At 65.3% G+C, this 23,655-nt stretch carries 23 protein-coding genes; 6 read left to right on the top strand and 17 right to left on the bottom strand.

Annotation, left to right across the window (positions count from 1 at the left end):
- Window positions 1-29 precede the first annotated feature (29 nt).
- Window positions 30-602, top strand: a complete 573-nt coding sequence (locus tag SIL87_RS04330; protein WP_319612977.1) for a Smr/MutS family protein — start codon at window positions 30-32, stop codon at window positions 600-602.
- Window positions 599-976: a helix-turn-helix domain-containing protein gene (locus SIL87_RS04325; protein ID WP_319612976.1), complete on the top strand. Its 378-nt coding sequence runs from the start codon at window positions 599-601 to the stop codon at window positions 974-976. The genes SIL87_RS04330 and SIL87_RS04325 overlap by 4 nt, the downstream gene beginning before the upstream one ends.
- Here SIL87_RS04325 and SIL87_RS04320 read toward each other — a convergent pair.
- From SIL87_RS04320 to SIL87_RS04280, 9 genes are all read right to left on the bottom strand, one after another.
- Window positions 969-2,027, bottom strand: coding sequence for a threonine aldolase family protein (locus SIL87_RS04320; RefSeq protein WP_319612975.1), 1,059 nt, complete (start codon window positions 2,025-2,027; stop codon window positions 969-971). The two genes, SIL87_RS04325 and SIL87_RS04320, sit on opposite strands and share 8 nt — an antisense overlap.
- 137 nt (window positions 2,028-2,164) lie before the next feature.
- Entirely contained in the window at window positions 2,165-2,632 is a 468-nt protein-coding gene (locus SIL87_RS04315; RefSeq protein ID WP_319612974.1) for a type II toxin-antitoxin system RatA family toxin, read from the bottom strand.
- Window positions 2,633-2,634: 2 nt separating this feature from the next.
- Window positions 2,635-3,579 carry a lipoyl synthase gene (gene lipA / locus SIL87_RS04310; protein WP_319615904.1) on the bottom strand — a complete coding sequence of 315 codons (945 nt, stop codon included), beginning with the start codon at window positions 3,577-3,579 and terminating at the stop codon, window positions 2,635-2,637.
- A 7-nt stretch (window positions 3,580-3,586) separates the two neighbouring features.
- A complete protein-coding gene (lpdA, locus tag SIL87_RS04305) occupies window positions 3,587-4,984 on the bottom strand; it encodes a dihydrolipoyl dehydrogenase (RefSeq protein WP_319612973.1) in 1,398 nt (465 codons plus the stop codon).
- The gene (locus SIL87_RS04300; RefSeq protein ID WP_319612972.1) at window positions 4,977-5,471 is read right to left on the bottom strand and encodes a GNAT family N-acetyltransferase; all 495 of its coding nucleotides are present in this window, start codon (window positions 5,469-5,471) and stop codon (window positions 4,977-4,979) included. Before SIL87_RS04300 ends, lpdA begins: the two co-directional genes overlap by 8 nt.
- A gap of 144 nt (window positions 5,472-5,615) precedes the next feature.
- Window positions 5,616-6,914 (bottom strand): pyruvate dehydrogenase complex dihydrolipoamide acetyltransferase, encoded by a 1,299-nt coding sequence (locus tag SIL87_RS04295; RefSeq protein ID WP_319612971.1) that lies wholly within the window; start codon window positions 6,912-6,914, stop codon window positions 5,616-5,618.
- A gap of 15 nt (window positions 6,915-6,929) precedes the next feature.
- Entirely contained in the window at window positions 6,930-8,282 is a 1,353-nt protein-coding gene (locus SIL87_RS04290; RefSeq protein WP_319612970.1) for a pyruvate dehydrogenase complex E1 component subunit beta, read from the bottom strand.
- A gap of 3 nt (window positions 8,283-8,285) precedes the next feature.
- The gene (pdhA, locus tag SIL87_RS04285; RefSeq protein WP_405055210.1) at window positions 8,286-9,320 is read right to left on the bottom strand and encodes a pyruvate dehydrogenase (acetyl-transferring) E1 component subunit alpha; all 1,035 of its coding nucleotides are present in this window, start codon (window positions 9,318-9,320) and stop codon (window positions 8,286-8,288) included.
- 202 nt (window positions 9,321-9,522) lie between these two features.
- Window positions 9,523-9,906, bottom strand: a complete 384-nt coding sequence (locus SIL87_RS04280; protein WP_319612968.1) for an FtsB family cell division protein — start codon at window positions 9,904-9,906, stop codon at window positions 9,523-9,525.
- A 238-nt stretch (window positions 9,907-10,144) separates the two neighbouring features.
- Here SIL87_RS04280 and SIL87_RS04275 point away from each other — a divergent pair, with 238 nt between their 5' ends.
- Window positions 10,145-10,486 carry a hypothetical protein gene (locus tag SIL87_RS04275; RefSeq protein ID WP_319612967.1) on the top strand — a complete coding sequence of 114 codons (342 nt, stop codon included), beginning with the start codon at window positions 10,145-10,147 and terminating at the stop codon, window positions 10,484-10,486.
- A gap of 26 nt (window positions 10,487-10,512) precedes the next feature.
- On the opposite strand, the gene SIL87_RS04270 is transcribed toward SIL87_RS04275, so the two are convergent.
- The 8 genes from SIL87_RS04270 to SIL87_RS04235 all read right to left on the bottom strand — a co-directional run bounded on the left by SIL87_RS04270 (window position 10,513) and on the right by SIL87_RS04235 (window position 19,114).
- Window positions 10,513-11,472: an L-threonylcarbamoyladenylate synthase gene (locus tag SIL87_RS04270; protein ID WP_319612966.1), complete on the bottom strand. Its 960-nt coding sequence runs from the start codon at window positions 11,470-11,472 to the stop codon at window positions 10,513-10,515.
- Window positions 11,469-11,933, bottom strand: coding sequence for a 30S ribosome-binding factor RbfA (gene rbfA / locus SIL87_RS04265; RefSeq protein WP_405055209.1), 465 nt, complete (start codon window positions 11,931-11,933; stop codon window positions 11,469-11,471). The genes SIL87_RS04270 and rbfA overlap by 4 nt, the downstream gene beginning before the upstream one ends.
- A complete protein-coding gene (gene infB, locus SIL87_RS04260) occupies window positions 11,903-14,620 on the bottom strand; it encodes a translation initiation factor IF-2 (RefSeq protein ID WP_319612965.1) in 2,718 nt (905 codons plus the stop codon). The genes rbfA and infB overlap by 31 nt, the downstream gene beginning before the upstream one ends.
- Window positions 14,621-14,703: 83 nt before the next feature.
- The gene (locus SIL87_RS04255; protein WP_319612964.1) at window positions 14,704-15,471 is read right to left on the bottom strand and encodes an RNA-binding protein; all 768 of its coding nucleotides are present in this window, start codon (window positions 15,469-15,471) and stop codon (window positions 14,704-14,706) included.
- A complete protein-coding gene (gene nusA / locus SIL87_RS04250) occupies window positions 15,407-16,921 on the bottom strand; it encodes a transcription termination factor NusA (protein ID WP_319612963.1) in 1,515 nt (504 codons plus the stop codon). Before nusA ends, SIL87_RS04255 begins: the two co-directional genes overlap by 65 nt.
- 29 nt (window positions 16,922-16,950) lie before the next feature.
- Window positions 16,951-17,499, bottom strand: coding sequence for a ribosome maturation factor RimP (rimP, locus tag SIL87_RS04245; protein ID WP_319612962.1), 549 nt, complete (start codon window positions 17,497-17,499; stop codon window positions 16,951-16,953).
- A gap of 138 nt (window positions 17,500-17,637) precedes the next feature.
- Window positions 17,638-18,276, bottom strand: a complete 639-nt coding sequence (locus tag SIL87_RS04240) for an MlaC/ttg2D family ABC transporter substrate-binding protein (protein WP_319612961.1) — start codon at window positions 18,274-18,276, stop codon at window positions 17,638-17,640.
- Between the two features lie 25 nt (window positions 18,277-18,301).
- Window positions 18,302-19,114, bottom strand: a complete 813-nt coding sequence (locus tag SIL87_RS04235; protein ID WP_319612960.1) for an MlaA family lipoprotein — start codon at window positions 19,112-19,114, stop codon at window positions 18,302-18,304.
- A gap of 257 nt (window positions 19,115-19,371) precedes the next feature.
- Here SIL87_RS04235 and metF point away from each other — a divergent pair, with 257 nt between their 5' ends.
- From metF to SIL87_RS04220, 3 genes are all read left to right on the top strand, one after another.
- Window positions 19,372-20,358, top strand: a complete 987-nt coding sequence (gene metF, locus SIL87_RS04230; protein ID WP_319612959.1) for a methylenetetrahydrofolate reductase [NAD(P)H] — start codon at window positions 19,372-19,374, stop codon at window positions 20,356-20,358.
- Window positions 20,359-20,466: 108 nt separating this feature from the next.
- Window positions 20,467-22,644: an ATP-dependent helicase gene (locus SIL87_RS04225; RefSeq protein WP_319612958.1), complete on the top strand. Its 2,178-nt coding sequence runs from the start codon at window positions 20,467-20,469 to the stop codon at window positions 22,642-22,644.
- Window positions 22,644-23,597 (top strand): 50S ribosomal protein L11 methyltransferase, encoded by a 954-nt coding sequence (locus tag SIL87_RS04220; protein ID WP_319612957.1) that lies wholly within the window; start codon window positions 22,644-22,646, stop codon window positions 23,595-23,597. Before SIL87_RS04225 ends, SIL87_RS04220 begins: the two co-directional genes overlap by 1 nt.
- The last annotated feature ends 58 nt before the right edge of the window (window positions 23,598-23,655 follow it).

Genomic DNA, 23,655 nt, shown 5'->3' with positions numbered 1-23,655 from the left:
CGCCACGTTATCTGTTAAAGATCCCGATCATGGGAGTCAGACGGAAACCTATTCCTGCGGCCGAGCTGGAGGCATGGGCACGGTATCTGCGGCACGTGACGCCGCTGCCGGGCGTTTCCGTGCCGATGCCGCCCGAGCCGAAGTTGACCGAGCCGAAGTTGACCGAACCCGCTCCGGTCGATCGGAAGGCCACCCCGGCACAGCCCACCGCTGGGCCGGAGCCGAAAGCCGCAGGGAAAGCCCCGCGCCGGGCGGCGCTTTCGATCGGCGTGGCACCCCCCGGTCTCGATCGGGCGACCTGGGCCCGGTTCCGCGCCGGCAAGATCGCCCCCGAACGCGTGCTCGATCTGCACGGCATGACCAAGGCATCCGCCCATGTCGCGGTAACGGCACTGATCGCCGGGGCCGCCGGGCACGGGCTGCGCTGCGTTGAAATCGTCACCGGTCACGGCAGGCGCGGCGGCGGTGAGGGCGTGCTGCGCCGCGAGGTGCCGTTCTGGCTGAACGATGCACCGCTGCACGCCCTCATCCTCGCGGTCTGCCACCCCCACGCCGCCAATGAAGGCGCGTTGCGGGTGCTGCTCCGGCGCAACCGGGCATGACACCGTTCGGCGCCCGGCTGCGCGCGCTCCGCGCCGAACGCCGGATCACCCTGCGGGCCATGGCGGCGGCGCTCGATATCTCGCCCGCCTATCTTTCGGCATTGGAACATGGCCGTCGCGGCGCGCCCTCACCGGGGCTGATCCATCAGATCTGCGAGAAGTTCGGCCTGATTTGGGACGACGCGCATGATCTGGCCGATCTGGCGCGGGTGTCGAAACCGAAACTCCGCCTCGACAGCGCGGGGTTGACGCCCGAGCAGACGGCCCTGGCCAACCGCTTCGCCCGCCGGCTCCGCCATCTGCCGCCTGCGACTGTCGCGGCGATCGACGCGTTGTTGCAGGAGGGCGAAACCGAGGGTGGCCGGGTCAGTTGATCGCGGTGAAGGCCGCGATCGTCGTCTCGATCATCCCGGCGGTCACATCGAGATGCGTGCAGAGCCGCAGCCTTGTGCGGCCCATCACCGAGACCATGATACCCTGGGCGCGCAGTGAGGCCGCCCAGTCGTTCGGCGATCGGCCACTGGCGGCGACATCGGCATAGACCAGATTGGTCTCGGGGGTTTCGACCTGCAACCCGGCAATCCCGGCCAGCCCCGCCGCGAGCCGCCGCGCATTGGCGTGATCCTCGGCCAGCCGATCGACATTGTGATCGAGCGCATACAGGCAGGCGGCGGCGCAGATGCCGGCCTGGCGCAGCGCGCCGCCGAGCCGCTGCTTCCAGCGCCATGCCCGGTCGATCACCTCCGCCGATCCCGCGAGCACGGCACCGAGCGGCGCGCCGAGCCCCTTGGTGAAATCGATCCACGCAGTGTCGAACGGGGCGGCATAATCGGCGGCGGCAATGCCGGAGGCGACCACCGCGTTCATCAGCCGCGCGCCATCCATATGGGTGGCCATGCCCGCCTCATGCGCGATGCCGGCAAGCTGTTGCAGCACATCGAGCGGCCAGATCGCACCGCCGCCGAGGTTGGAGGTCTGCTCGACTTCGAGCAGGGTCTGCGGGGCGGAATAGCGCGAGGGGGCGCGCAGGCTGGCGCGCAGATCGTCCGGGGTGAAAAAGCCGCGTGCACCGTGCAGCCCGTGCACCCGCGCGCCGGCCAGCGCCCAGGGTGCGCCGCCCTCGGCCTCGATGATATGGGCGGACTCGTGGGCGATGATTTCATCGCCGGGGCGGCAATGGGTCAGGATGGCGACCGAATTGCACATCGCCCCGGAGGGCAGGAACATCGCCGCCTCCTTGCCGAGCAGGGCAGCGACCCGGGCACAGAGGGCGTTGACCGTGGGGTCGAGCCCGAGTTGTTCGTCGCCGACCTCGGCATCGAGCATCGCTTCGCGCATGGCGCGCGAAGGGCGGGTCTGGGTGTCGGAAAACAGATTGATCGTGACCGGCGGGGCGGTCGGGTCGAGCGGGAGGGGGGCGTACATGGGGTGCTTTCAGGAAGGAAGGGTTCTTTTTTGCAAAAAAGAACCAAAAAACTCTCTTTGGTTGGGGCACGGTGGCGTGACCGGATCGTGCCGCAGGGAGCGGAAGTTTTTTTCTACTTTTTTTCAAAAAAGCAGCCCTAAACCTTAACCTCCTCCGGCACTTTCGCAATCTGCGGCGCGCCATAGATCGCCCGCGCCCGGGTGAGGAACGCCGCGACCATTCGCCGCACCGCTTCGGCGAATACCGCGCCGATCGCTTTCTGCAGGATGAAGCTGCGGAACTCGAAATCGACGTAGAAATCGATCACGGTGCCGCGCGGATCGGGGATGAAGCGCCATTCGTTGCGCAGATATTTGAACGGCCCGTTCTCGTAGTGAACATGGATGCGTTCGGGCGCGTCCAGCGTCACGCGGGAGGTGAAGCTTTCGCGGAACGGGCCGAAACCGATGGTGAGGTCGGCGACGAGATTGTCGCCCTGGCGCGAGCGGATTCGCGCGCCGACGCACCACGGCAGGAATTGCGGGTATTTGCCGACATCCGCGACCAGATCGAACATCTGGTCGGGGCGGTAGGGCACCAGTTTGCGCTCGGAATATTTCGGCATGCTCAGGCGGCCAGACGGGCGGCGCGCGCCGCGCGGAGCGACGCGAAATCGGCATCGGCATGGTAGGAGGAACGGGTGAGCGGGGTCGCCGAGACCATCAGGAACCCCTTGGCCCGCGCCATCGCGGCCAGTTCGGCGAACTCGTCGGGCGTTACGAACCGGTCCACCGCCGCGTGCTTGACGGTGGGTTGCAGATATTGGCCGATGGTGAGGAAATCGACCTCGGCGATCCGCAGATCGTCCATCACCTGACCGATCTCGGCCCTGGTTTCACCGAGCCCGACCATCAGACCCGATTTCGTGAAGATCGATGGATCGAAGCGCTTGGCCTGATCGAGCAGGCGGAGGGACTGGAAATAGCGCGCGCCGGGGCGGATGGTGGGGTAGAGGCGCGGCACGGTTTCGAGATTGTGATTGAACACGTCGGGCCGGGCGGCGGCGACGGTCTCGACCGCGCCGGGCTTGCGCAGGAAATCCGGCGTGAGGATTTCGATGGTGGTGTCCGACGTCGCAGCCCGGATTGCCGCGATCACGGCGGCGAAATGCGCGGCCCCGCCATCCGGCAGATCGTCACGATCGACCGAGGTGATCACGACATGGCGAAGACCGAGCCTTGCGACGGCGCTGGCGACACGCTGAGGTTCATCGGCGGCGAGCGGGTTGGGGTGGCCGGTCGCGACATTGCAGAATGCGCAGGCACGGGTGCAGATTTCCCCCATGATCATCATGGTGGCATGGCGCTGCGACCAGCATTCGCCGATATTCGGGCAGGCGGCTTCCTCGCAGACGGTTACCAGCCCGCTTTCGCGCATGAGGTCGCGGGTTTCGAGATAGATCGGGTGCGTCGGCGCCTTCACCCGGATCCACGCCGGCTTGCGCTGGATCGGATTGTCGCTCCGGTGCTGCTTTTCCGGGTGCCTCACCCGGTGATCTATTTCGATACGCATCATGCGCTCAGAAGTGGATGACCTGACCATAGGCGTCAAGCACCGATTCATGCATCGCTTCACTGACCGTGGGATGGGGGAAGACCGTGTGCATCAGGTCGGCTTCGGTGGTTTCGAGCTGCCGGGCGATGACATAGCCCTGGATCATCTCGGTCACTTCGGCACCGGCCATGTGGGCGCCGAGCAACTCGCCGGTTTCGGCATCGAAAATCGTCTTGATGATACCTTCAGGTTCGCCCATCGCGATCGCCTTGCCGTTGCCGATGAAGGGAAACCGCCCGACCCTGATGGTCCGGCCGGACTCTTTCGCCTTCGCTTCGGTCATGCCGACCGAGGCCACCTGCGGGCGGCAATAGGTGCAGCCGGGGATGTTGCCGGTCTCGAATTCGTGCGGATCGAGGCCCGCGATTTTCTCGATGCAGATGATCCCCTCATGGCTGGCCTTGTGCGCGAGCCAGGGCGGCCCGGTGAGGTCGCCGATCGCGTAAATGCCCTCGATGCCGGTGCGCCCGAAACCATCGACCACGACATGGGTGCGTTCGACCTTTACCCCTGCCGCCTCAAGCCCGAGATTCTCGAAATTGCCGACGATACCGATGGCCGAAATCGCGCGATCGGCGGTGATCCTGTGCGCCGTGCCGCCGGCTTCGACGGTCACGGTAATGTTGTCCCTGCCCGTCTCCGCCGATTTGAACACCGCCTTGGTCAGCAGCTTCATGCCCTGTTTTTCGAACTGCTTGTGCATGAAGGCCGAGATTTCCTCGTCCTCGACCGGGAGGATGCGCGGCAGGGCTTCGATCACCGTAACCTCCGCCCCCATGTTGCGATAGAAGCTGGCGAATTCGATACCGATCGCGCCGGACCCGATCACCACCAGCGATTTCGGCATCATGTCCGGCACCATCGCCTCGCGGTACGACCAGATCAATTTCCCGTCCGGCTCCAGCCCGGGCAGAATGCGGGCGCGGGCGCCGGTTGCGAAAATGATGTGGTTCGCGGTCAGCGTGGCGACCGCCTTGCCGTCCTTTTCAACCGCGAGCGTGTTCTTGCCGGCCAGTTTGCCCGAACCATCGAACACGGTGATCTTGTTCTTTTTCATCAGATGCGCGACGCCCGAGGATAATTGCTTCGCGACCCCGCGCGAGCGCTTGACGACCTTGGCGAGATCGAAACGTATATTGTCCGCCGCAAATCCGAACTCGCCGAGATTATGCAGCAAATGGTTGATCTCCGATGAACGCAGCAGCGCCTTGGTCGGGATACAGCCCCAGTTGAGGCAGATGCCGCCCAAATTCTCGCGCTCGACCAGCGCGGTCTTCATGCCAAGCTGCGTCGCGCGAATGGCGGTGACGTAGCCGCCCGGCCCGCCGCCAACCACGATGACGTCGAATGTCTGATCAGCCATGAAGGGTCTCCTGATTGGCGAGGGCCGCGAGCGCCGCGCCTTTGACGCGATAGCGCGTCCATTCATCGAGCGGTTCGGCACCGAGGGATTTGTAGAACGCGATGGCGGGCTCGTTCCAATCGAGCACCTGCCATTCGAGCCGGGCGCAATCGCGGCGGATCGCCTCGCCGGCCAGATGCCGCAGGAGCGCCTTGCCGATGCCCCGGCCCCGCGCTTCGGGTTTGACGAACAGATCTTCCAGATAAAGCCCGGCCTTGCCGGTCCAGGTCGAGAATGTCGTGAAATAGACCGCGAAGCCGAGGATGTCGTCGGCGACGGCAACGACCGCGCGGGCCAGCGGCGCATCGCCGAACAAGGCCGCATGGAGCATCGGCGCGGTCATTTCGACGGCATTGGGGGCGCGCTCGTAAATTGCGAGGTCGTGAACGAGGCCGAGCAGCGCGGGCACGTCATCCGGTTGGGCCGGGCGGAGGGAGATACTGGCCATCAGGAAGGGAAGGCTTCTTTTTGTAAAAAGAAGCAAAAACTTTCATTGATCCGGGTCCGGGGCGCACGGACGCCACAGCCCACGGCCCAGCTCAAAAAAGTTTTTTGGTTCTTTTTTTCAAAAAAGAACACCTTCCTCGCCCCCTTAAAGCATCAAACTCAACGGCGCCTCGACGATCGCCTTGAACGCCGCGAGGAACTCCGCCCCGATCGCGCCATCGACCACGCGGTGATCGCACGACAGCGTCACGGTCATCACCGTGGCGATCGCGAGTTCCGACCCGCGCACCACCGGGCGTTTCTCGCCCGCGCCGATCGCGAGGATGGCTCCTTGCGGCGGGTTGATGATGGCGGAGAAGCTGGTGATGCCGAACATGCCGAGGTTGCTGATCGAGAACGATCCACCCTGGAATTCCTCGGGTTTCAGCTTGCCGGATTTGGCGCGGGCCGCGAGGTCCTTCATTTCGTTGCTGATCGCGGCGAGGCCTTTCTGGTCGGCCTTGCGGACGATCGGGGTGATCAGTCCATCGGGAATCGCGACGGCAACCGAAATATCCACATCGTGATAGCGGATCATGGCCTCGTCGGTGAAGCTGGCATTGGCGGCGGGGACCCGGCGCAGCGCGATGGCGCTGGCCTTGATGATCAGGTCGTTGACCGAAAGCTTGAACGCGCCCGCGCCATCCTTGGGCGACTGGGCATTGAGGTCAGCGCGCAGTTTCAGCAGGGCGTCGAGTTCGACATCCATCGACAGATAGAAATGGGGGATCGTCTGCTTCGCGGCCTGAAGCCGCCTGGCGATGACCTTGCGCATCGAGGAATGCGGCACAGCATCGTGCGGCGCGGTGATCGGTGCCGCCTGCGGCGCGCTGACGGGGACCGCCTGCGGCAGGCTGGCTTGTGTCGCTTGCGGCGCGCTGGCCGGGGCATGTGCCTTGCCGCGGGCGGCATCGATATCGGCCTTGACGATGCGCCCGTTCGGCCCGGACCCTGTGATGCCCGCCAGATCGAGTCCGGCCTGCTGCGCCATGCGGCGCGCGAGCGGCGAGGCAAAAATACGCTCGCCATGATCGCTGGCATCGTGCCCGTTCGCCTTGGGTTCGCCGCGCGGCGCAGGGGCCGGCGTCGCCTCGGCGGCGGCCTTTGGTGCGGGAGCCTCAGCTTTTGGAGCCGGAGCCGCTGCCGCGCTCGGCACCGCCTCACCGGCATCGACCAGCACGGCGATCGGCGCGTTCACCGCAACGCCCTCGGTACCCGCCGCGACCAGAATTCTGCCGAGGACGCCCTCATCGACCGCCTCGACCTCCATGGTCGCCTTGTCGGTCTCGATCTCGGCGATGACATCGCCGGATTTGATGGTATCGCCCTCTTTTTTCAGCCATTTCGCGAGGGTGCCCTCGGTCATGGTGGGCGACAGGGCCGGCATCAGGATGTTGGTGGCCATGGCAGCGCTCCCGGTTCAGAACAGTTTTTTCACGGCATCGACCACCCAGTTCGGCTGGGGCAGCGCCAGTTTTTCGAGATTGGCGGCGTAGGGCATCGGCACATCGAGGCCGGAAACCCGGGTCGGCGGCGCGTCCAGCCAGTCGAACGCGTGTTCGGTGATCTGCGTGGCAATCTCGGCGCCGATGCCGGCAAACGGCCAGCCTTCCTCGACGCTGACGACCCGGCTGGTCTTTTTCACCGAGGCAACGATGGTCTCGATATCGAGCGGGCGGATGGTCCGCAGATTGATCACCTCGGCCGAAATCCCCTGCTGGTCGAGCAGTTCGGCGGCTTTCAGCGCGACATCGACCATCAGCGAAAACGCGACGATGGTGACATCCTCGCCCGACCGCTCGATTTTGGCCTTTCCGATCGGCAGGATGAAATCCTCATCGGTCGGCACGTCGAATTTATGCCCGTAAAGAATCTCGTTCTCCAGAAAGATCACCGGGTTGGGATCGCGGATCGCCGCGCGCAGCAAGCCCTTGGCATCCGCCGCGGAATACGGTGCGACGACCTTGAGCCCCGGGCAATGCGCATACCACGAGGCGTAGCACTGGCTGTGCTGGGCGGCGACGCGGGCGGCAGCCCCGTTGGGACCGCGAAACACCACCGGGCACCCCATCTGCCCGCCGGACATATAAAGGGTTTTCGCCGCCGAATTGATGATCTGGTCGATCGCCTGCATCGCGAAATTGAAGGTCATGAACTCGACGATCGGTTTCAGGCCGGACATCGCTGCCCCCACCGCCATGCCGGTGAACCCGTGTTCGGTGATCGGCGTATCGATCACGCGCGTCTCGCCGAATTCGTCGAGCAGGCCCTGGCTGATCTTGTAGGCGCCCTGATACTGCGCAACTTCCTCGCCCATCAGAAACACATCGCCATCGCGGCGCATCTCGGCGGCCATCGCATCGCGCAGGGCCTCGCGGACGGTGATTTCGCTCGTCGGTCCCCAATCCTTGTCGCTGGACGGGGCCGATGAAGGCTTCGGCGCGGCCTTGGACTCGGATTTTGGTTCCGGTCTGGTCGCAGCAGCGGGTTCGGCTTCGGGCTTCGGCGCGGGAGACGCCGCCACGCTTTCGCCCTTGGTGCCGAGCACGGCGATCGGCGCGTTGACCGCCACGCTCTCGGTGCCTTCGGGAACCAGGATTTTCAGCAACTCGCCCTCATCGACCGCCTCGACCTCCATCGTCGCCTTGTCGGTCTCGATTTCGGCCAGAACGTCACCGGATTTCACCTGATCGCCGACTTTCTTGAGCCATTTCGCGAGCTTGCCCTCGGTCATGGTCGGGCTCAGCGCGGGCATCAACACTTCAGTGCTCATGATTTATGCTTCCACCAGAATATCGGTCCAGAGTTCGGCTTCATCCGGTTCGGGACTCTGCTGCGCGAAATCCGCCGCATCCTGAATACGCTTCTTGATATCGTCATCGATCTTCTTGAGCGCCTCTTCGGTCTCGCCCTGCTGCTCCAGCGCCTTGCGGACCAGATCGATGCAATCATGCTCGGTCCGCATTTTCTGGACCTCCTCGCGTGTGCGGTACTTCGCGGGGTCGGACATCGAATGTCCGCGATAGCGATAGGTCTTCATTTCGAGCAGAAACGGCCCGTTGCCGGCGCGGCAATGCGCCACCGCCTGCTCGCCCGCCGCCTTCACCGCCATCACGTCCATCCCGTCCACCTGCAAGCCTGGAATGTGCCACGGCGCACCGTTCTGGCTGAGATCGCGCGAGGCCGAAGCGCGCTCGACGCTGGTCCCCATGCCGTAACGGTTGTTCTCGATCACGAAAATCACCGGCAGCTTCATCAGCGCGGCGAGGTTGAAGCTTTCGAACACCTGGCCCTGGTTCGACGCGCCCTCGCCGAAATAGGTCACGCAGACCCGGTCGTTGCCGCGATAGCGATTGGCGAAGGCGAGACCGGTTCCGAGCGACACCTGCGCGCCCACGATGCCGTGCCCGCCATAGAACCCCTTCTCCTTGGAGAACATATGCATCGAGCCGCCCTTGCCGTGCGAATACCCGCCGGATCGGCCGGTCAACTCGGCCATCACGCCCTTCGGGTCCATTTCGCAGGCCAGCATATGCCCGTGATCGCGATAGGAGGTGATGACCTGATCGCCCGGTTCCAGCGCCATCTGCATGCCGGTCACCACGGCTTCCTGCCCGATATAGAGATGACAGAAACCGCCGATCAGCCCCATGCCGTACAATTGCCCGGCCTTTTCCTCGAACCGGCGGATCAGCAGCATTTTCGAATAGGCGGCGAGCAATTCGTCACGACCCGGCGCCACAGGACGCGCCCCTTTGCGACTCGGTTTCGCGGATGCCTTAGACGCAGATTTCGCTTGGCGCGCAGCCATGATCCCCTCCATGCGGTCAGACTGTTCCTCAATCGCCGCAACGCGATCAAATGGCAAGCGCGGCAGCGGAAAAACATTGGTTGTGCAACGCAATATGAACGTTAACCGATTTATGGTTAACGCGCTTCATCCACTCGACAAATCGGGCAGACCGGCGGATCGGGGCGTCAGCGATGCAACCGAGACGCGCGCCAGTTGCGGTTCAGGGTGGCGATGGGGATTTGGACTCGACATGCGGCTTGGCACCCGGCTGCGAACCGGTCTGAGCCGCCGGGGGCGCGCTATTCGGGGCCGGCGGCAGGGGCACCGCCAGATCGTCCGGATTGGCAAGATTGAGCACGGCGCGCGCCTGTTCGTTCAGCATGTCGCGGGCGATGGCGTGATGGCGCAGGGCGTCCACCCGCGACTGCCAGCGATCCTGCCGCTGCTTCACCGAACCGAGAGTGGCGGTATCGGTCGCGAGAATCGCGCGGTCATGGCGCTGGGCGGTGATGCCTCGCGAGCCGTTGATCGCATTGAACACGAAATACCCGGTCACGATCAGCAGGAGGAGCGGCAGGATGATGCCGCGCAGACGACGCTTCACGACCCGCTATCCGCCAGGTCGCAACGGCCATTTCTACCGATGCTCGGTCCGGGACATGTCATTACGCCGGACAATGCCCGCCCGGTCGCCCGTTCCGCAAGGGGCACAGCCGATTTTAACGCCACGCCCGGCCCGGTTCAGATGAAATTTCGGTCAGCCACATTTTGCCCGAATTGCCGCCCCTCCCCTGCCATGATGACTGCTTATATCATGGCGAGGTTAACAAGGAGTTTCGACCATGAACGGCAACCTGGATCGTTTCGCCCGGCGCAAACGCTTCGTCGTCGCCCTGCTTGCGGGCACCATCGGTCTTGGCGCGACAGCCGGCACGGCGCTGGCCGATCCGCCCTGGGATCACGGCGGCTGGCACGGTCATGGTTGGCACGGCCATCCCGGCTGGCATCACCGCCACTGGCACGGCGGGTATTACGGTGGACCGCCCGGCTTCTATCCGCCGCCGCCGCCGGTCTATTATGCGCCACCACCACCGCCGCCGCCGCCAGTCTATTACGCACCGCCGCCCCCGGCCTATTACGGCCCGCCGAGCGTGTCCTTCGGGATCAGCGTCCCTCTTCACTGAGCCGCTCCGCCCGATCGCGGCCCCCGTCAGCGGGGTGCCGCGGCCCGGGCCAGACGGTCGTTGATTGCGACACCCAGCCCATGGCAGGGGATCGGCGCGACCGCTATGCCGGTCAGACCCTGCGCGGTCGCGCGCGCTTCCAGGGCGTGAAGCGCATCGAACAACGACGCCGCCGCTTCGGTCAGATCGCCCGCTTCCGAGAGATTGATCATTAGGGCCCCGGTGACGCCATCCGGCCCGAAACCCAGCCATGCCTCGCTTGAGGTCGGTGCCCTTGCATCGAGGCGCACTGTCTGGCGCGGGGCGTAATGCGAAACCATCATGCCGGGGGCGATGACCGCCTCATCGGCCCCGATGATTTCGATATCGCCGATCACCGCGATCAGCTCCTCGATCGCGATCCCGCCGGGACGCAGCATGCGGGGTCGGGCGCCGGAAAGATCGAGGATGGTGGATTCCAGCCCGACCCGCGCGGCACCCGAGTCGATCACCGCCGCAATCCGCCCCTCCAGATCCGCGAGCACGTGGCTGGCCGTGGTCGGGCTGAGCCGCCCCGATCCATTGGCCGAGGGCGCGGCGATCGGCACGCCAGCCGCCCGCAGCAAGGCGCGGGCGGTTTCGTGGGCGGGAACGCGGACCGCAACGGTCGGCAGTCCGGCCCCGGCCAGCGTCGCAATCGTGCTGTCGGCACGCCGCGGCAGCACCAGCGTCAACGGCCCCGGCCAGAACACAGCGGCCAGCGCCGCGGCACGTTCATCCGGCGTCACATGCGCGAAAGCCTCGGCCCCATCGGCGAAATGGCAGATCAGCGGATTGAACCGGGGACGCCCCTTGGCGGTATAGATCGCGGCGACTGCTTGCGCGTTGCGCGCATCCGCCCCGAGTCCGTAAACCGTTTCGGTCGCGAAAGCCACGAGTTGCCCGTTACACAACAGGGACGCAGCCTGCGCGATGCCCTCGGCATCGTCACGCAGACGCAGGGTCATTTATCGTCGGCGTCTGATCGCGGGGCCAGATCGCGCACGACTTCCGGTGTGTGGAGCAGCCGGTTGATCCGGGTCGCCTCGTCGAGCGCCTGATCCGGCTGGAAATGCAGATCGGGCACGAATTTGGTCCGCATCCCCTGCCCGATCGCGCTCCGCAGGAACGGGCTGACCCGCTTGAGCGCCGGCAGCAACGGGTCGGTCGGAATGTTGCCGAGGCGCGAGACGAAGATCGTCGCGTGCTTCAAATCCGGACTCATGCGGACTTCGGCGACGGTGAGATGCACGCCGATCAGGTCGGGATCGCGGAAATCGGTGCGCGCCAGCACCGCCGAAAGCCGGTGGCGGATGTCCTCGGCGACCCGGCGCATGCGCTGGGTCGGGCCGTCCTGAACCTTGCCGGTGACCCCGGCCCGATCGGGCTTGCCCCGGCTTACGCCGGAACGAGTTCGGTCTCGTAGCATTCTACCACATCGCCTTCGCGAATATCGCCGAAGCCGGCGAAGGACAGGCCGCATTCGTAGCCGCGCGCCACTTCGCGGACATCGTCCTTGAAGCGCTTGAGCTGCGAAAGCTCGCCCTGATGGACCACGACGCCCTCGCGCAGCAGGCGCACACCGGCGCCGCGCTTGACCAGCCCTTCGGTGACATAACAACCCGCGACCTTGCCGGTCTTGGTGATGTTGAACACCTGGCGGATTTCCGCATAGCCGAGGAATTTCTCGCGATGGACCGGAGCGAGCTTGCCCTTGACCAGTTTCTCGATGTCGTCCGCCACCTGATAGATGATGGAATAGTAGCGGATATCGACCCCGTCGCGGTTGGACAGCGCGCGGGCCTGGGCATTGGCGCGCACGTTGAAGGCGACCACGATGGCATCCGACGCCTTGGCCAGCTGCACGTCGCTCTCGGTGATCTGGCCGACCCCGGCGAGCAGGACGCGGACGCGGACTTCCTCGTTGCCGAGCTTGGTGACCAGCGCCTGGATCGCCTCGGCGCTGCCCTGCACATCGGCCTTGATCAGCAGCGCGACTTCCTTCTGTTCGCCCGCCTGAATGCGCGCGAGCATCTGGTCGAGCGTGCCGCGTGCGGCGGCGCCGGCGACCGCATTGGTCTCGCGCTGGCGACGCTGGCGGAACTCGGCGATTTCGCGGGCACGGCCTTCATCCTCGACGACCACGAACGCCTCGCCCGCCGACGGCACGCCGGACAGGCCGAGAATTTCGACCGGCACCGACGGACCGGCACTGGTGACCGGTTTGCCATGCTCGTCGAGCATCGCGCGGATGCGGCCCTGCTCGGTGCCCGCCACCACGATGTCGCCCTGTTTGAGCGTGCCCTTCTGGACCAGAATGGTCGCGACCGGACCGCGACCGCGATCGAGCCGGGATTCGACCACGGTGCCTTCGGCGCTCCGGTCGGGATTGGCCTTGAGATCGAGAATTTCTGCTTGCAGCAGAATGGCTTCCTGGAGCTTGTCGAGACCTTCGCGCTTGAGCGCGGAGACTTCGACATCCTGGGTTTCACCACCCATCTCCTCGACCGCGATGTCGTATTGCAGCAACTCGCTGCGCACCCGGGTCGGGTTGGCGTCGGGCCGGTCGATCTTGTTGATCGCGACGATGATCGGCACGTTGGCCGCCTTGGCGTGGCGGATCGCCTCGATCGTCTGGGGCATCACCCCGTCATCGGCGGCGACCACGAGCACCACGATGTCGGTCACCTGCGCGCCACGGGCACGCATGGCGGTGAAGGCTTCGTGGCCCGGCGTGTCGATGAAGGTCATTTTATCGCCGCTCGGCAGCGTGACCTGATAGGCGCCGATATGCTGGGTGATGCCGCCCGCCTCGCCCGCCGCCACCGAGGTGGAGCGCAGCGCATCGAGCAGCGAGGTCTTGCCATGATCGACATGGCCCATGATGGTCACGACCGGCGGACGCGTCCGCATATCGGCATCGGCATCGACCACGCCCTCAAGGCCGATCTCGACATCGCCTTCCGAAACGCGCTTGGATTTATGGCCGAATTCCTCGACCACGATCTCGGCGGTGTCCGCATCGATCGATTGCGTCGCGGTCGCCATGACGCCGAGTTTCATCAGCGACTTGACCACATCCGGCACCCGCGCGGCCATGCGGTTGGCGAGTTCCTGGACCGTGATGGTCTCGGGGAGAATAACGTCACGCACTACACGCACCTGATCTGAACGGAGCATTTCGAGTTCGGCCTGGCGACGCTCGCGGTCGCGCTGGCGGCGGACCGAGGCGAGCGAGCGCACCCGTTCGTCCTCGCCGGACATCGCGGCCTGCACGTCGATACGGGCACCGCCGCGGCGGCGATCGTCGACCACTTTTTTGGGGGGTGGCGCGACCGGCTTGCGCGCCGGGGTGGCACCGCCGCCGGGGCGGCGGGCAACCCGCGGGGCTTCGTCGTCCTCGTCGCGGCCACCGGTCCGGCCGGTCTTGAGCCGCAACGTTTCCGGCGCAGCCGCCGGGGCCGGAGCCGTGGCGGTCGGGCGGCGCGGCGCACCGCTGGTCTCGACGCGGCGCACCGGCGGGGCCACCGGGGCCGATGCCGTTGACGATGGCGATGGCGATGGCGATGAGGGGGCCGCAGCGGTCGTCGCCGCAGGCGCGTCCGGTGCCACGGCCTCTGCGGGCGCCGCCGTCGGGGCGGGCGCGGCGGCTTCTTCCTCGCGGCGGCGCGATTCTTCCTCGATCCGCTTGCGGTTGTCCTCTTCGGCCTGCCGGGCGGCCTCCTCGTCGCGACGGCGCGCTTCCTCGGCGGCGGACAGGATCGAGATCGTTTCCTGTTCGCGGCGCTCGGCCTCGCGCTTGGCGGATTCGCGCGCCTGTTCGGCAACCGCACGCTGCCGCGCCGCCTGCTCGGTCGCGGTCAGGCCGCGCGGCACCGGCGAGACCGTGTTGCCGCCACGAACGGGAGCGGTCGCGGGCCGGGTTGCGGTGGATTCCGGCGCGCCGGGGGCCCCGCCGCGCTTTTTGCGCACCTCGACCTGGACCACTTTCGAGCGGCCATGGCTGAAGCTCTGCCGCACCGACCCGGCATCGACCGTACGGCCGAGCTCGGTCCGGTTCGCCGGCCGCAGCGAGAGCCGCCCTTTGGTTTCGCCTTGATCCTGCTCGTCGCTCATACAATCCGGTCCGTATTCAATCAGTTTCTTAGTCGTCGTATTCATCGCGGCACGGGGCCGCAATCTTCAGCCCCACTCCGGGCTCATCCCGGTTGCGGCTCTCTCTGCCCGCTCTCCGCCATGGTGGCAATCTCCTGCGCCACCTCGACCGGCCGAAATCCGGCAAGCCGTCCCGCCGCCACCGCGATCATGCCGGCCAGCTTGCCGGGCCCGATCGAGACATGAACGGTACGCTCGCGCCCGAACACCGCGCCGAGCTGCCCCGCCGTCAAAGGCCGCACGACGGATACCTGACGATGCCCGCGCAACCTGGCCTGCTCGGCCTCGCTGCCATCGGACGCCGCCACCAGCAGCGCACTCTGCCCGGAAGCCAGCCGCTCCCTGACCTTCTCGAAGCCACCGACCGCCGCCCCGGCACGCCGTGCCAGACCGAGCAGTTCGATGATCCGATTTTCCAAAACAGTTTCAACCCGATCGGCAAGCCGCTCGGGAATGATCAGTCGCTTGCGCGCGGCCTTGGAAAAGACGCCGCGCTTGATCGCCATCTCTACCACATCCCGGCGCGCACTCAACCACAGACCGCGACCGGGCAGGGTTGCAGTCACATCGAACACCAGCGCATCGCCGAGCAGGGTCGAGTCCGGCCCGACCACGAAGCGCAGCATGATTTCGCGTTCCTGCCGCTCGCGCGTGACGAGGCATCGCCGCAGCGGACCGACATGATCCGCCGCGTCGTCCTCGACCGGAACATCCGGCTCGATCGGAAAATCGGGTTCGAACGTCGGTTCAGGCAGGTGTCTGGTCTCCCTCGAACCAGTGGGCGCGCGCGGCCATGATGATCGCGTTAGCACTTTCCTCGTCGAGCGTGTCCTTGCCGAGAATGTCGATCAGTTCGTCGCTGGCGAGATCGCCCAGATCGTCGAGCGTCTTCACCCCGGCCTCGCCGAGGGCGACGAGCATGGCGGCGGACAGGCCTTCGAGGCTGGCGAGTTCGTCGGTCACGCCAAGCTCGTTGCGCTTGTCTTCCATTTCGGTCGCGCGCTTCTCGATCGCGGCTTCGGCGCGCCGCTGCAGTTCGGTGGCAATACCCTCGTCGAAACCTTCGATCGAGGCGAGTTCGTCAAGCGGTGTGGCAGCCAAGTCTTCGATCCCTTCAAATCCTTCGGTGACAAGCAGGCCGGCGATCACGTCGTCGACGTCGAGCGCATCGACGAAGAGATGCGACCGGCGACGGAATTCCTCCTGGCGGCGTTCGCTTTCCTCCGCCTCGGTCAGAATGTCGATATCCCAGCGGGTCAGCTGCGAGGCGAGCCGCACATTCTGCCCGCGCCGGCCGATCGCGAGCGACAACTGGGTATCGGGCACCACGACCTCGACCTTGCCGGCCTCCTCGTCAAGCACGACTTTCGACACTTCCGCCGGAGCGAGCGCATTGACCACGAAGGTCGCGGGGTTGGGCGACCAGGGAATGATGTCGATCTTCTCGCCCTGCAACTCGGCCACCACCGCCTGCACCCGCGAGCCGCGCATGCCCACACAGGCGCCGACCGGATCGATCGAGGAATCGCGGCTGATCACCGCCATCTTCGCCCGCGATCCGGGATCGCGCGAAACCGCCTTGATCTCGATGATCCCCTCGTAAATCTCCGGCACTTCCTGCGCGAACAGCTTGGCCAGAAAGCCGGGATGGGTGCGCGACAAAAAGATCTGCGGCCCGCGCGGCTCTTCGCGCACGTCGTAAATGAACGCCCGCACCCGGTCGCCATTGTGCAGATTCTCGCGCGGAATGGTTTCATCCCGCCGCAGCAGCGCTTCGGACCGGCCGAGATCAACCATCAGATTGCCGTACTCGGTCCGCTTGACCACCCCGGTGATGATCTCGCCGACCCGGTCCTTGAATTCGTCATACTGGCGCTTGCGCTCATATTCGCGCACCCGCTGCACGATCACCTGCTTGGCGGTCTGCGCCGCGATGCGCCCGAAATCGATCGGCGGCAGCGGATCGATCAGATGACCGCCCAACTCGATATCCGGCTTGAACTTCTTGGCGATATGCAGCGGAATCTGGGTCTCCTCGTTTTCCACCACCTCGACCGCCTCGGTCCAGCGGGACAGCCGGACATCGCCGGTCTTGCGGTCGATCGTCGCTCGAATGTCCTTCTCGTGCCCGTATTTGGCACGACCGGCCTTCTGGATGGCCTGTTCCATCGCTTCCAGCACTTCGTCGCGGTCGATCTGCTTCTCGCGGGCAACGGCGTCGGCGACGAGGAGCAGTTCGGGGCGGGCAATCGCGGTGTCCATGGAATTCTCGCTCTTTTGCTCTGGATAGTTCAGTTAGGGGGAGACGGCGTTTCGGTCGCCTTGATCAGATCTTCGGTCAGGACGAGCTTGGCCTTGCGGATATCATGATGCGGCAGATCGACCGTCTCGCCGGTATCGAGCTTGACCCGTGCGGCGGTGTCATCCGCACTCAGCACCGTCGCGGTCACCCGCTTGCGCCCGGCGGCGATCGGCACATCCATCTCGATCTTGGCGAGGTGTCCGGCAAACCGGTTCCAGTCCTTCACCCGGGTCAGCGGCCGGTCGATCCCGGTGGAACTGACCTCCAGGGTCCAGGCCGTGCTGATCGGATCATCGACATCGAGAACCGCCGACACCAGATGGCTGATCCGCTCGCAATCATCGAGCGAGAGCTGGGTCTGGTCCGCCCGGTCCGCCATGATCTGCACCGTCGGCGTCTGCTTGCCCATGATGGTGACGCGGACGAGTTCGTACCCGATCGATTCCAGCCCGGGGGCGATCAGATCGGCGATGCGGCCTTCGAGGCCGGTATGTTGCGGACGTGTCTGGTTCAAGCAATCGACTCGTATCAGGATCATCAAGTCTGGGTAACAGGCAACAAAAAAGGCGGCCCGTTGAGGCCACCTCCGTGAAGGTTGGAGTATTATTTTTCGTCTCTATAGACCCCGGGACGCACAAAGGCAATATGCGCCCCGGGGGTCGGGCGCTATGTCAACTCAGCCAGCCTGCATACGCGCAAGCTGCTGCTTCATCGCATCGAGCAGCGCGCTCACTTGGCCGCCATGATCATTGATCACACTGGAATATTCCGAACGCTCGGTCACCCGCAGCGAGGTTCCCTCGACCACGACGTCGACGATTTTCGGCTGGCCGCCCACAGTGTCGACCACCCATTGCACATGAGCGGGCGACTGGCCCTGACGGCTGACCTCGGTGCTGACCATCTCGCCCTCGGGCCCGGTGGTCGCCCGACCCGTGGTGAACGTGACACCTTTATAGGCGCGGATCTGGGTGGTGATGTTATAGGCGAGCGTCTGGTGGAACAGTTGCATATACTCGCTGCGCTGCGCCGGCGTCGCCACCTGCCAGTACCGCCCGAGGACGAATTTACCGATCTGATCGACCGCCACGATGTTATTGACCAACGCGCGCAGCCGGGCGGATTTCTCGCTGGTCGAGCCCGGCCCGTTGATGATCCCCACCAGTTTCTGGCCGGAATCATTGATGAAGGTTTTCGCGGCCGAGGCACTGGGGGACGCCGCGTAGGCACTGGTGGCGGCAATGATCGGGGCGGTGGCGAGCACCGGCATCACGGCGAAGGCGCCGAGCAGAACCCGGCGGAAATAGGCAGCCATAGGGCAGTCCTTTCTGAAGTTCGATCTAGTTCGAGGCGTCGTATTCTTCATGCCGCATCGCCTTGCGCTGCGCGGCGGAATACCAGGCCGGCGGCGTCGCGACATCGCGCTTGTTGATCTCCTTCAACAGTGCGGCACGATGTTGGCGATAAAGGCTCCGGAATGTGGCATAGGGGTCGAGCGAGGTTTTCCTGATATTGGAAATCGTCCCGTGCAGTTGCGCGCGGGTGTTCACCACGCTCAGCGCATCCGACCCGTAGTTGAAAATGGTCAGGCCGGTCGAGGGCGGGGCCGGGAAGGTCGGGGTCAGCACGATACTCGCCGGAATCCCGGTCGCGTCACGCAGATCCGAAGGTCCGGCGAAGGGCAGATAGAGATACGGCCCTTCCGGCACGCCATAACCCGCGAGGGTCAACCCCAGATCGGTATAGACCCGATGATACCCGAGCGCACCGGCGGGATCGAACAACCCGCCGATCCCCACGGTCGAATTGACCAGAAAACGCACCAGCGTGGTCCCGGCATCGCGCGGCTTTCCGGCGGCCATGAATTCCAGCAGCTGAGCCGGCGCATCGGTATTGCTCATGAAATCGGCCACATGCGCCCGAATGCCCGGCGTCGTCACATCGATATACCCGAGCGCGATCGGCTTCAGCACATAGGTGTCGAGCTTGTTGTCGAAATGATAGGAGACCTTGTTGAACGGCTTGAGCGGATCATTCTGCTGCTCATAGGCCTCGTAGGCCGCGTGATTGGACTGCGGCGGCGCGGTGGCACATCCGGCCAGGAGAGCACCCACCGCCAGCAGCGGCGCAACCGATTTTACCACGATGCCCATAGGCCTCCTTCATCGACCCCGAAAACCGGGACCGCCTTTCCATTATACGATCGTCACTATCACGACCGGCGCGTTCCGCCGAAGCCGGACGCGTTTGCGAGCCCGCCTAGTTCACTTTATGTAGCGCAGTGGTGCGGCTGATCAACCGCACCGCACAACGATCAGTCATGCCGCGCGCCGACCCGTTCGCGCCACGGCGTTCGAGCCTTGCCCCACCGATCGCTTGCTGCCACGAAATCGACCGAGGAGAAAGTGCGATGAACCACGAATCCCCAAGCCCGTTACCGCAGGCCTCGCTCGAACGCTGGCTCGCGAGCCCGCGCATCGCGCCGCTGCCCACCCGCGCGCCGCGCGCGCCCGCCCCGGCGATCTCGTTCGAGTTCTTTCCGCCCAAAACCGAGGCGCTGGAAACCCAGCTCTGGTCCTGCATCCGCCGGCTCGAAGCGCTGGCCCCGCAATTCGTCTCGGTCACCTACGGTGCCGGCGGCTCGACCCAGGAGCGCACCCACGCCACCGTCACCCGCCTCGTGCGCGAAACCAGCCTGACACCCGCCGCCCACCTCACCTGCGTCGGTGCCTCACGCGGCGAGGTCGACGATGTTGCCCGCCGCTACTGGGATGCCGGGGTGCGCCATATCGTCGCCCTGCGTGGCGATCCGCCGTCGAAAGCGCCCTACCAGCCCCATCCGCAAGGCTACGAATACGCCGCCGACCTCGTATCCGGGCTCAAGCGCGTCGCCGATTTCGACATCTCGGTCGCCGCCTATCCCGAAACCCACGCCCAGGCCGAAAATCCGCAGGCCGACCTCGACAACCTCAAGCGCAAGCTCGATGCCGGGGCCAGCCGCGCGATCAGCCAGGTGTTCTTCGAGACCGGAAACTTCCTCGACTTCCTCGACCGCGCCCTCGCCGCCGGGATCACCGCCCCGATCATCCCCGGCATCATGCCGGTCTCGAACTTCGCGCAGGCGAAGCGGATCAGCGAAATGGGCGGCACCTACGTCCCCGGCTGGATGGCCGAAATGTTCGACGGCCTCGACGACGATGCCGAAACCCGCCAGATGGTCGCCGCCGCCATCGCCGCCGAGCAGGTCCGCACCTTGCAGGCCAATGGGATCGACGAATTCCATTTCTACACGCTGAACCGGGCCGACCTCACCTACGCGATCGCGCGGATTCTGGGGGTGAAGGCGAAGGAGGCAAGCGCTTCTTTTTTTGAAAAAAAAGAAACAAAAAAACTTTGATCCCGATTGGCCCGTGCCGGTAAAATCTCCCATGCCCCAGACAACCGAAAGTTTTTTGTTTCTTTTTTCCAAAAAAGAAGCGCTTCCTGACCTTACCTGCCGCCGCGCATGACCGACTACCTCACCCGCCTGAACCAGGCCCAGCGCGAAGCGGTGGAAGCAACCGACGGCCCCGTCCTGGTCCTGGCCGGCGCCGGCACCGGCAAGACCCGGGTGCTGACCACCAGATTCGCGCATATCCTGCTCAGCCGCCGCGCCTTCCCCAGCCAGATCCTCGCGGTCACCTTCACCAACAAGGCGGCGCGCGAAATGCGCGAGCGGGTTTCGGCCCTGCTCGACCAGCCAGCCGAGGGCCTTTGGCTCGGCACCTTCCATGCCCTCGCCGCCCGTATGCTGCGCCGCTACGCCGAGCGGGTCGACCGCACATCGAGCTTCTCCATCCTCGATACCGACGATCAGTTGCGCCTGCTCAAACAGGTGATGGAAGCCCGCCGGATGGACACCAAGCGCTTCACCCCGCAGGGGCTGATGGGCACAATCCAGCGCTGGAAAGATCGTGCCCTGCTGCCGGATGCGGTGCCGCGCGATCAGGATATCGATTGGGGTGCCGAATCCGCCCGCGACCTCTATGCCGCCTATCAGGACCGCCTGCGCGCCCTCAACGCGTGCGATTTCGGCGACTTGCTGCTGCTCGCCTACGATCTGCTCCGCCGCGACCCCGAGGTTCTGGCCGACTACCATCGCCGGTTCCGCTACATTCTGGTCGATGAATACCAGGACACCAATCTGGTCCAGTATTACTGGCTCCGCCTGCTCGCCCAGCATTCCAGAAACATCTGCTGCGTCGGCGATGACGACCAGAGCATCTATTCCTGGCGCGGTGCCGAGATCGAGAACATCCTGCGCTTCGAGGCCGATTTCCCGGGCGCGAAAATCGTCCGGCTCGAAGCCAATTACCGCTCGACCGCCCCGATCCTCGCCGCCGCCTCCGGCCTGATCGCCCATAACGAAGGCCGCCTCGGCAAAACCCTGCACGCGGGCCGCACCGATGCCACCGGCGAGAACGTCGAGGTTTTCGCCTTCTGGGATTCCGACGAGGAATCCCGCGCCGTCGCCACCCGCGTCGAAACCCTCCGCCGCGAGGGGCACAAACTCGCCGAATGTGCCGTGCTGGTCCGCGCCGGGTTCCAGACCCGCGCCTTCGAGGAACGGTTCATCGCGATCGGCCTGCCCTACCGCATCATCGGCGGATTGCGCTTCTACGAACGCGCCGAAATCCGCGACGCCATCGCCTATCTCCGCGTCCTCGCCCAACCCGCCGACGACCTCGCCTTCGAACGCATCGTCAACACCCCCAAGCGCGGCCTGGGCGACACCGCCTTGCGCGCGATGCACGAACGCGCCCGCGCCGATGGCGTCCCCCTCGCCGAAGCCGCCGCCCGGATCGCGGCGGAAGCGACATTGCGGGGCAAGGCACGCGACGGGCTGCGCGACCTGATCGCCAAATTCGCGGACTGGCGAACAACCCTCAAACGCGACGGCCATGTCATCACCCTGTCCACCCTGCTCGACGAAAGCGGCATCATCGCGATGTGGCAGGAGCAGAAAACCCCGGATGCCGCCGGGCGGATCGAGAACCTCAAGGAACTCGTCCGCGCGCTGGCCGATTTCGACACGCTCGAAGGCTTCCTCGAACATGTTTCGCTCGTTATGGACAATGATAACGAGGTGGATGACGATAAAGTGTTCCTGATGACCCTGCATGCCGCCAAAGGTCTGGAGTTCGACACCGTCTTCCTGCCCGGCTGGGAGGAAGGCGTATTTCCCAACCAGCGCGCGCTCGACGAAGGCGGGGCCAAGTCGCTGGAGGAGGAACGCCGCCTCGCCTATGTCGGCATCACCCGCGCCAAACAGCGCGCGATCATCTCGCATTGCGCCAACCGGCGCATCTACGCCAACTGGCAATCGAGCGTGCCCTCGCGCTTCATCGGGGAACTGCCGGCCGATTTCATCACCCTCGGCGGCTCGGCGAGCCTCGCGCGCGACCAGCGCCTGTCCGCCCCGCCGGTATTCGCCACCGCAACCCCCCTGCTGGCCCGGCGTGACGACGCCTGGAACACCCCGTCCCGCCCGGCCCGCGCCGACAAACTCACCGAAGGAACCCGCGTGTTTCACCAGAAATTCGGCTACGGCATCGTCATCGACGCCGATGACGACCGGCTCGACATCCGGTTCGAGACCGCCGGCGAAAAACGCGTGCTCGACCGTTTCGTGGAGCGCGCGTGATGCCCCAACCCGAACATCTCGAACGCATCGTCCTCACCGTACCGGCCACCGCCCTCGAAGCCTTCGAGGCCGCGCTCGGCTGCTGCTGCCGCACCGTCGGCTTCTTTCTTAACGAAGCCACCAACACCTGGGTCGTCGAGGGATTGCGCGAAATCGACGGCTCGGACGGCGATCTGGTGACCGCGCTGATCCTCGCGGAAGCCGCGAGCGGCATCACCCCCGAGATAGAGCGGATCAGGGTTCCTGCCGGCGGCTGGCTCGCGCGCAGCTACCAGGGCTTTCCCGAACAGAAAATCGGCGATCGATTCGCCATTCGCGGCACGCACATCAAGGATAAAAAGCCCGCCGGGCGCCACAGCATCACGGTCGATGCCGGGCTCGCCTTCGGAACCGGCGAACACGGCTCGACGCGCGGCTGCCTGCTCGCCCTGGAAATGATGGCCAAGCGCCGCCGCCCGCTCAATATTCTCGATCTCGGCACCGGCTCGGGCGTGCTCGGGATTGCCGGGGTGAAAATCTGGGGCCGCCCGGTGCTCGCCACCGATATCGACGCGCGGGCGGTCCGGGTCGCCACCGCCAACGCGGCGCTCAACGGCACCGCCCGCCTGTTCCGCGCCCGCCGCGCCGATGGCTGGCTCAGCCCGGTGCTGCGCCGTCACGCACCGTATGATCTGGTCTTCGCCAACATCCTCGCCCGTCCGCTCACAGCGATGGCGCATCAGCTGGCGGCCAAACTCGCCCCCGGCGGCATCGCGATCCTCGCCGGCCTGCTCGACCGTCAGGCCCGCTGGGTGCTCTCGGCCCACCGACGACACGGGCTGGTGCTGAAATCACGGATCGACGATGGCGAATGGACCACGCTGATTCTCGAAAAGCCGATGCGCGCCCCCGCCATGCGCGCCCCCTCAATGCCCACCACAGCAAAAACCCGGATCGATCCCCCCTTCGCATGAAAGGGGAATCGACCCGGGTTTGCCTTGTCAGGCCCGCGCACCGGAATGCGACGGCCTG

The sequence above is a fragment of the Acidiphilium acidophilum genome, assembly GCF_033842475.1.
GTDB lineage: Bacteria > Pseudomonadota > Alphaproteobacteria > Acetobacterales > Acetobacteraceae > Acidiphilium > Acidiphilium acidophilum.
Note: the sequence above shows the minus strand (reverse complement) of the source record. Positions and strands in the feature narration are given on the sequence as shown.

Coding starts and splice junctions, on each gene's coding strand:
- SIL87_RS04330 (WP_319612977.1), top strand. CDS start 30: ATGGGAGTCAGACGGAAACCTATTCCTGCGGCCGAGCTGGAGGCATGG.
- SIL87_RS04325 (WP_319612976.1), top strand. CDS start 599: ATGACACCGTTCGGCGCCCGGCTGCGCGCGCTCCGCGCCGAACGCCGG.
- SIL87_RS04320 (WP_319612975.1), bottom strand. CDS start 2,027: ATGTACGCCCCCCTCCCGCTCGACCCGACCGCCCCGCCGGTCACGATC.
- SIL87_RS04315 (WP_319612974.1), bottom strand. CDS start 2,632: ATGCCGAAATATTCCGAGCGCAAACTGGTGCCCTACCGCCCCGACCAG.
- lipA (WP_319615904.1), bottom strand. CDS start 3,579: ATGCGTATCGAAATAGATCACCGGGTGAGGCACCCGGAAAAGCAGCAC.
- lpdA (WP_319612973.1), bottom strand. CDS start 4,984: ATGGCTGATCAGACATTCGACGTCATCGTGGTTGGCGGCGGGCCGGGC.
- SIL87_RS04300 (WP_319612972.1), bottom strand. CDS start 5,471: ATGGCCAGTATCTCCCTCCGCCCGGCCCAACCGGATGACGTGCCCGCG.
- SIL87_RS04295 (WP_319612971.1), bottom strand. CDS start 6,914: ATGGCCACCAACATCCTGATGCCGGCCCTGTCGCCCACCATGACCGAG.
- SIL87_RS04290 (WP_319612970.1), bottom strand. CDS start 8,282: ATGAGCACTGAAGTGTTGATGCCCGCGCTGAGCCCGACCATGACCGAG.
- pdhA (WP_405055210.1), bottom strand. CDS start 9,320: ATGGCTGCGCGCCAAGCGAAATCTGCGTCTAAGGCATCCGCGAAACCG.
- SIL87_RS04275 (WP_319612967.1), top strand. CDS start 10,145: ATGAACGGCAACCTGGATCGTTTCGCCCGGCGCAAACGCTTCGTCGTC.
- SIL87_RS04270 (WP_319612966.1), bottom strand. CDS start 11,472: ATGACCCTGCGTCTGCGTGACGATGCCGAGGGCATCGCGCAGGCTGCG.
- rbfA (WP_405055209.1), bottom strand. CDS start 11,933: ATGCTACGAGACCGAACTCGTTCCGGCGTAAGCCGGGGCAAGCCCGAT.
- infB (WP_319612965.1), bottom strand. CDS start 14,620: ATGAGCGACGAGCAGGATCAAGGCGAAACCAAAGGGCGGCTCTCGCTG.
- nusA (WP_319612963.1), bottom strand. CDS start 16,921: ATGGACACCGCGATTGCCCGCCCCGAACTGCTCCTCGTCGCCGACGCC.
- rimP (WP_319612962.1), bottom strand. CDS start 17,499: ATGATCCTGATACGAGTCGATTGCTTGAACCAGACACGTCCGCAACAT.
- SIL87_RS04240 (WP_319612961.1), bottom strand. CDS start 18,276: ATGGCTGCCTATTTCCGCCGGGTTCTGCTCGGCGCCTTCGCCGTGATG.
- SIL87_RS04235 (WP_319612960.1), bottom strand. CDS start 19,114: ATGGGCATCGTGGTAAAATCGGTTGCGCCGCTGCTGGCGGTGGGTGCT.
- metF (WP_319612959.1), top strand. CDS start 19,372: ATGAACCACGAATCCCCAAGCCCGTTACCGCAGGCCTCGCTCGAACGC.
- SIL87_RS04225 (WP_319612958.1), top strand. CDS start 20,467: ATGACCGACTACCTCACCCGCCTGAACCAGGCCCAGCGCGAAGCGGTG.
- SIL87_RS04220 (WP_319612957.1), top strand. CDS start 22,644: ATGCCCCAACCCGAACATCTCGAACGCATCGTCCTCACCGTACCGGCC.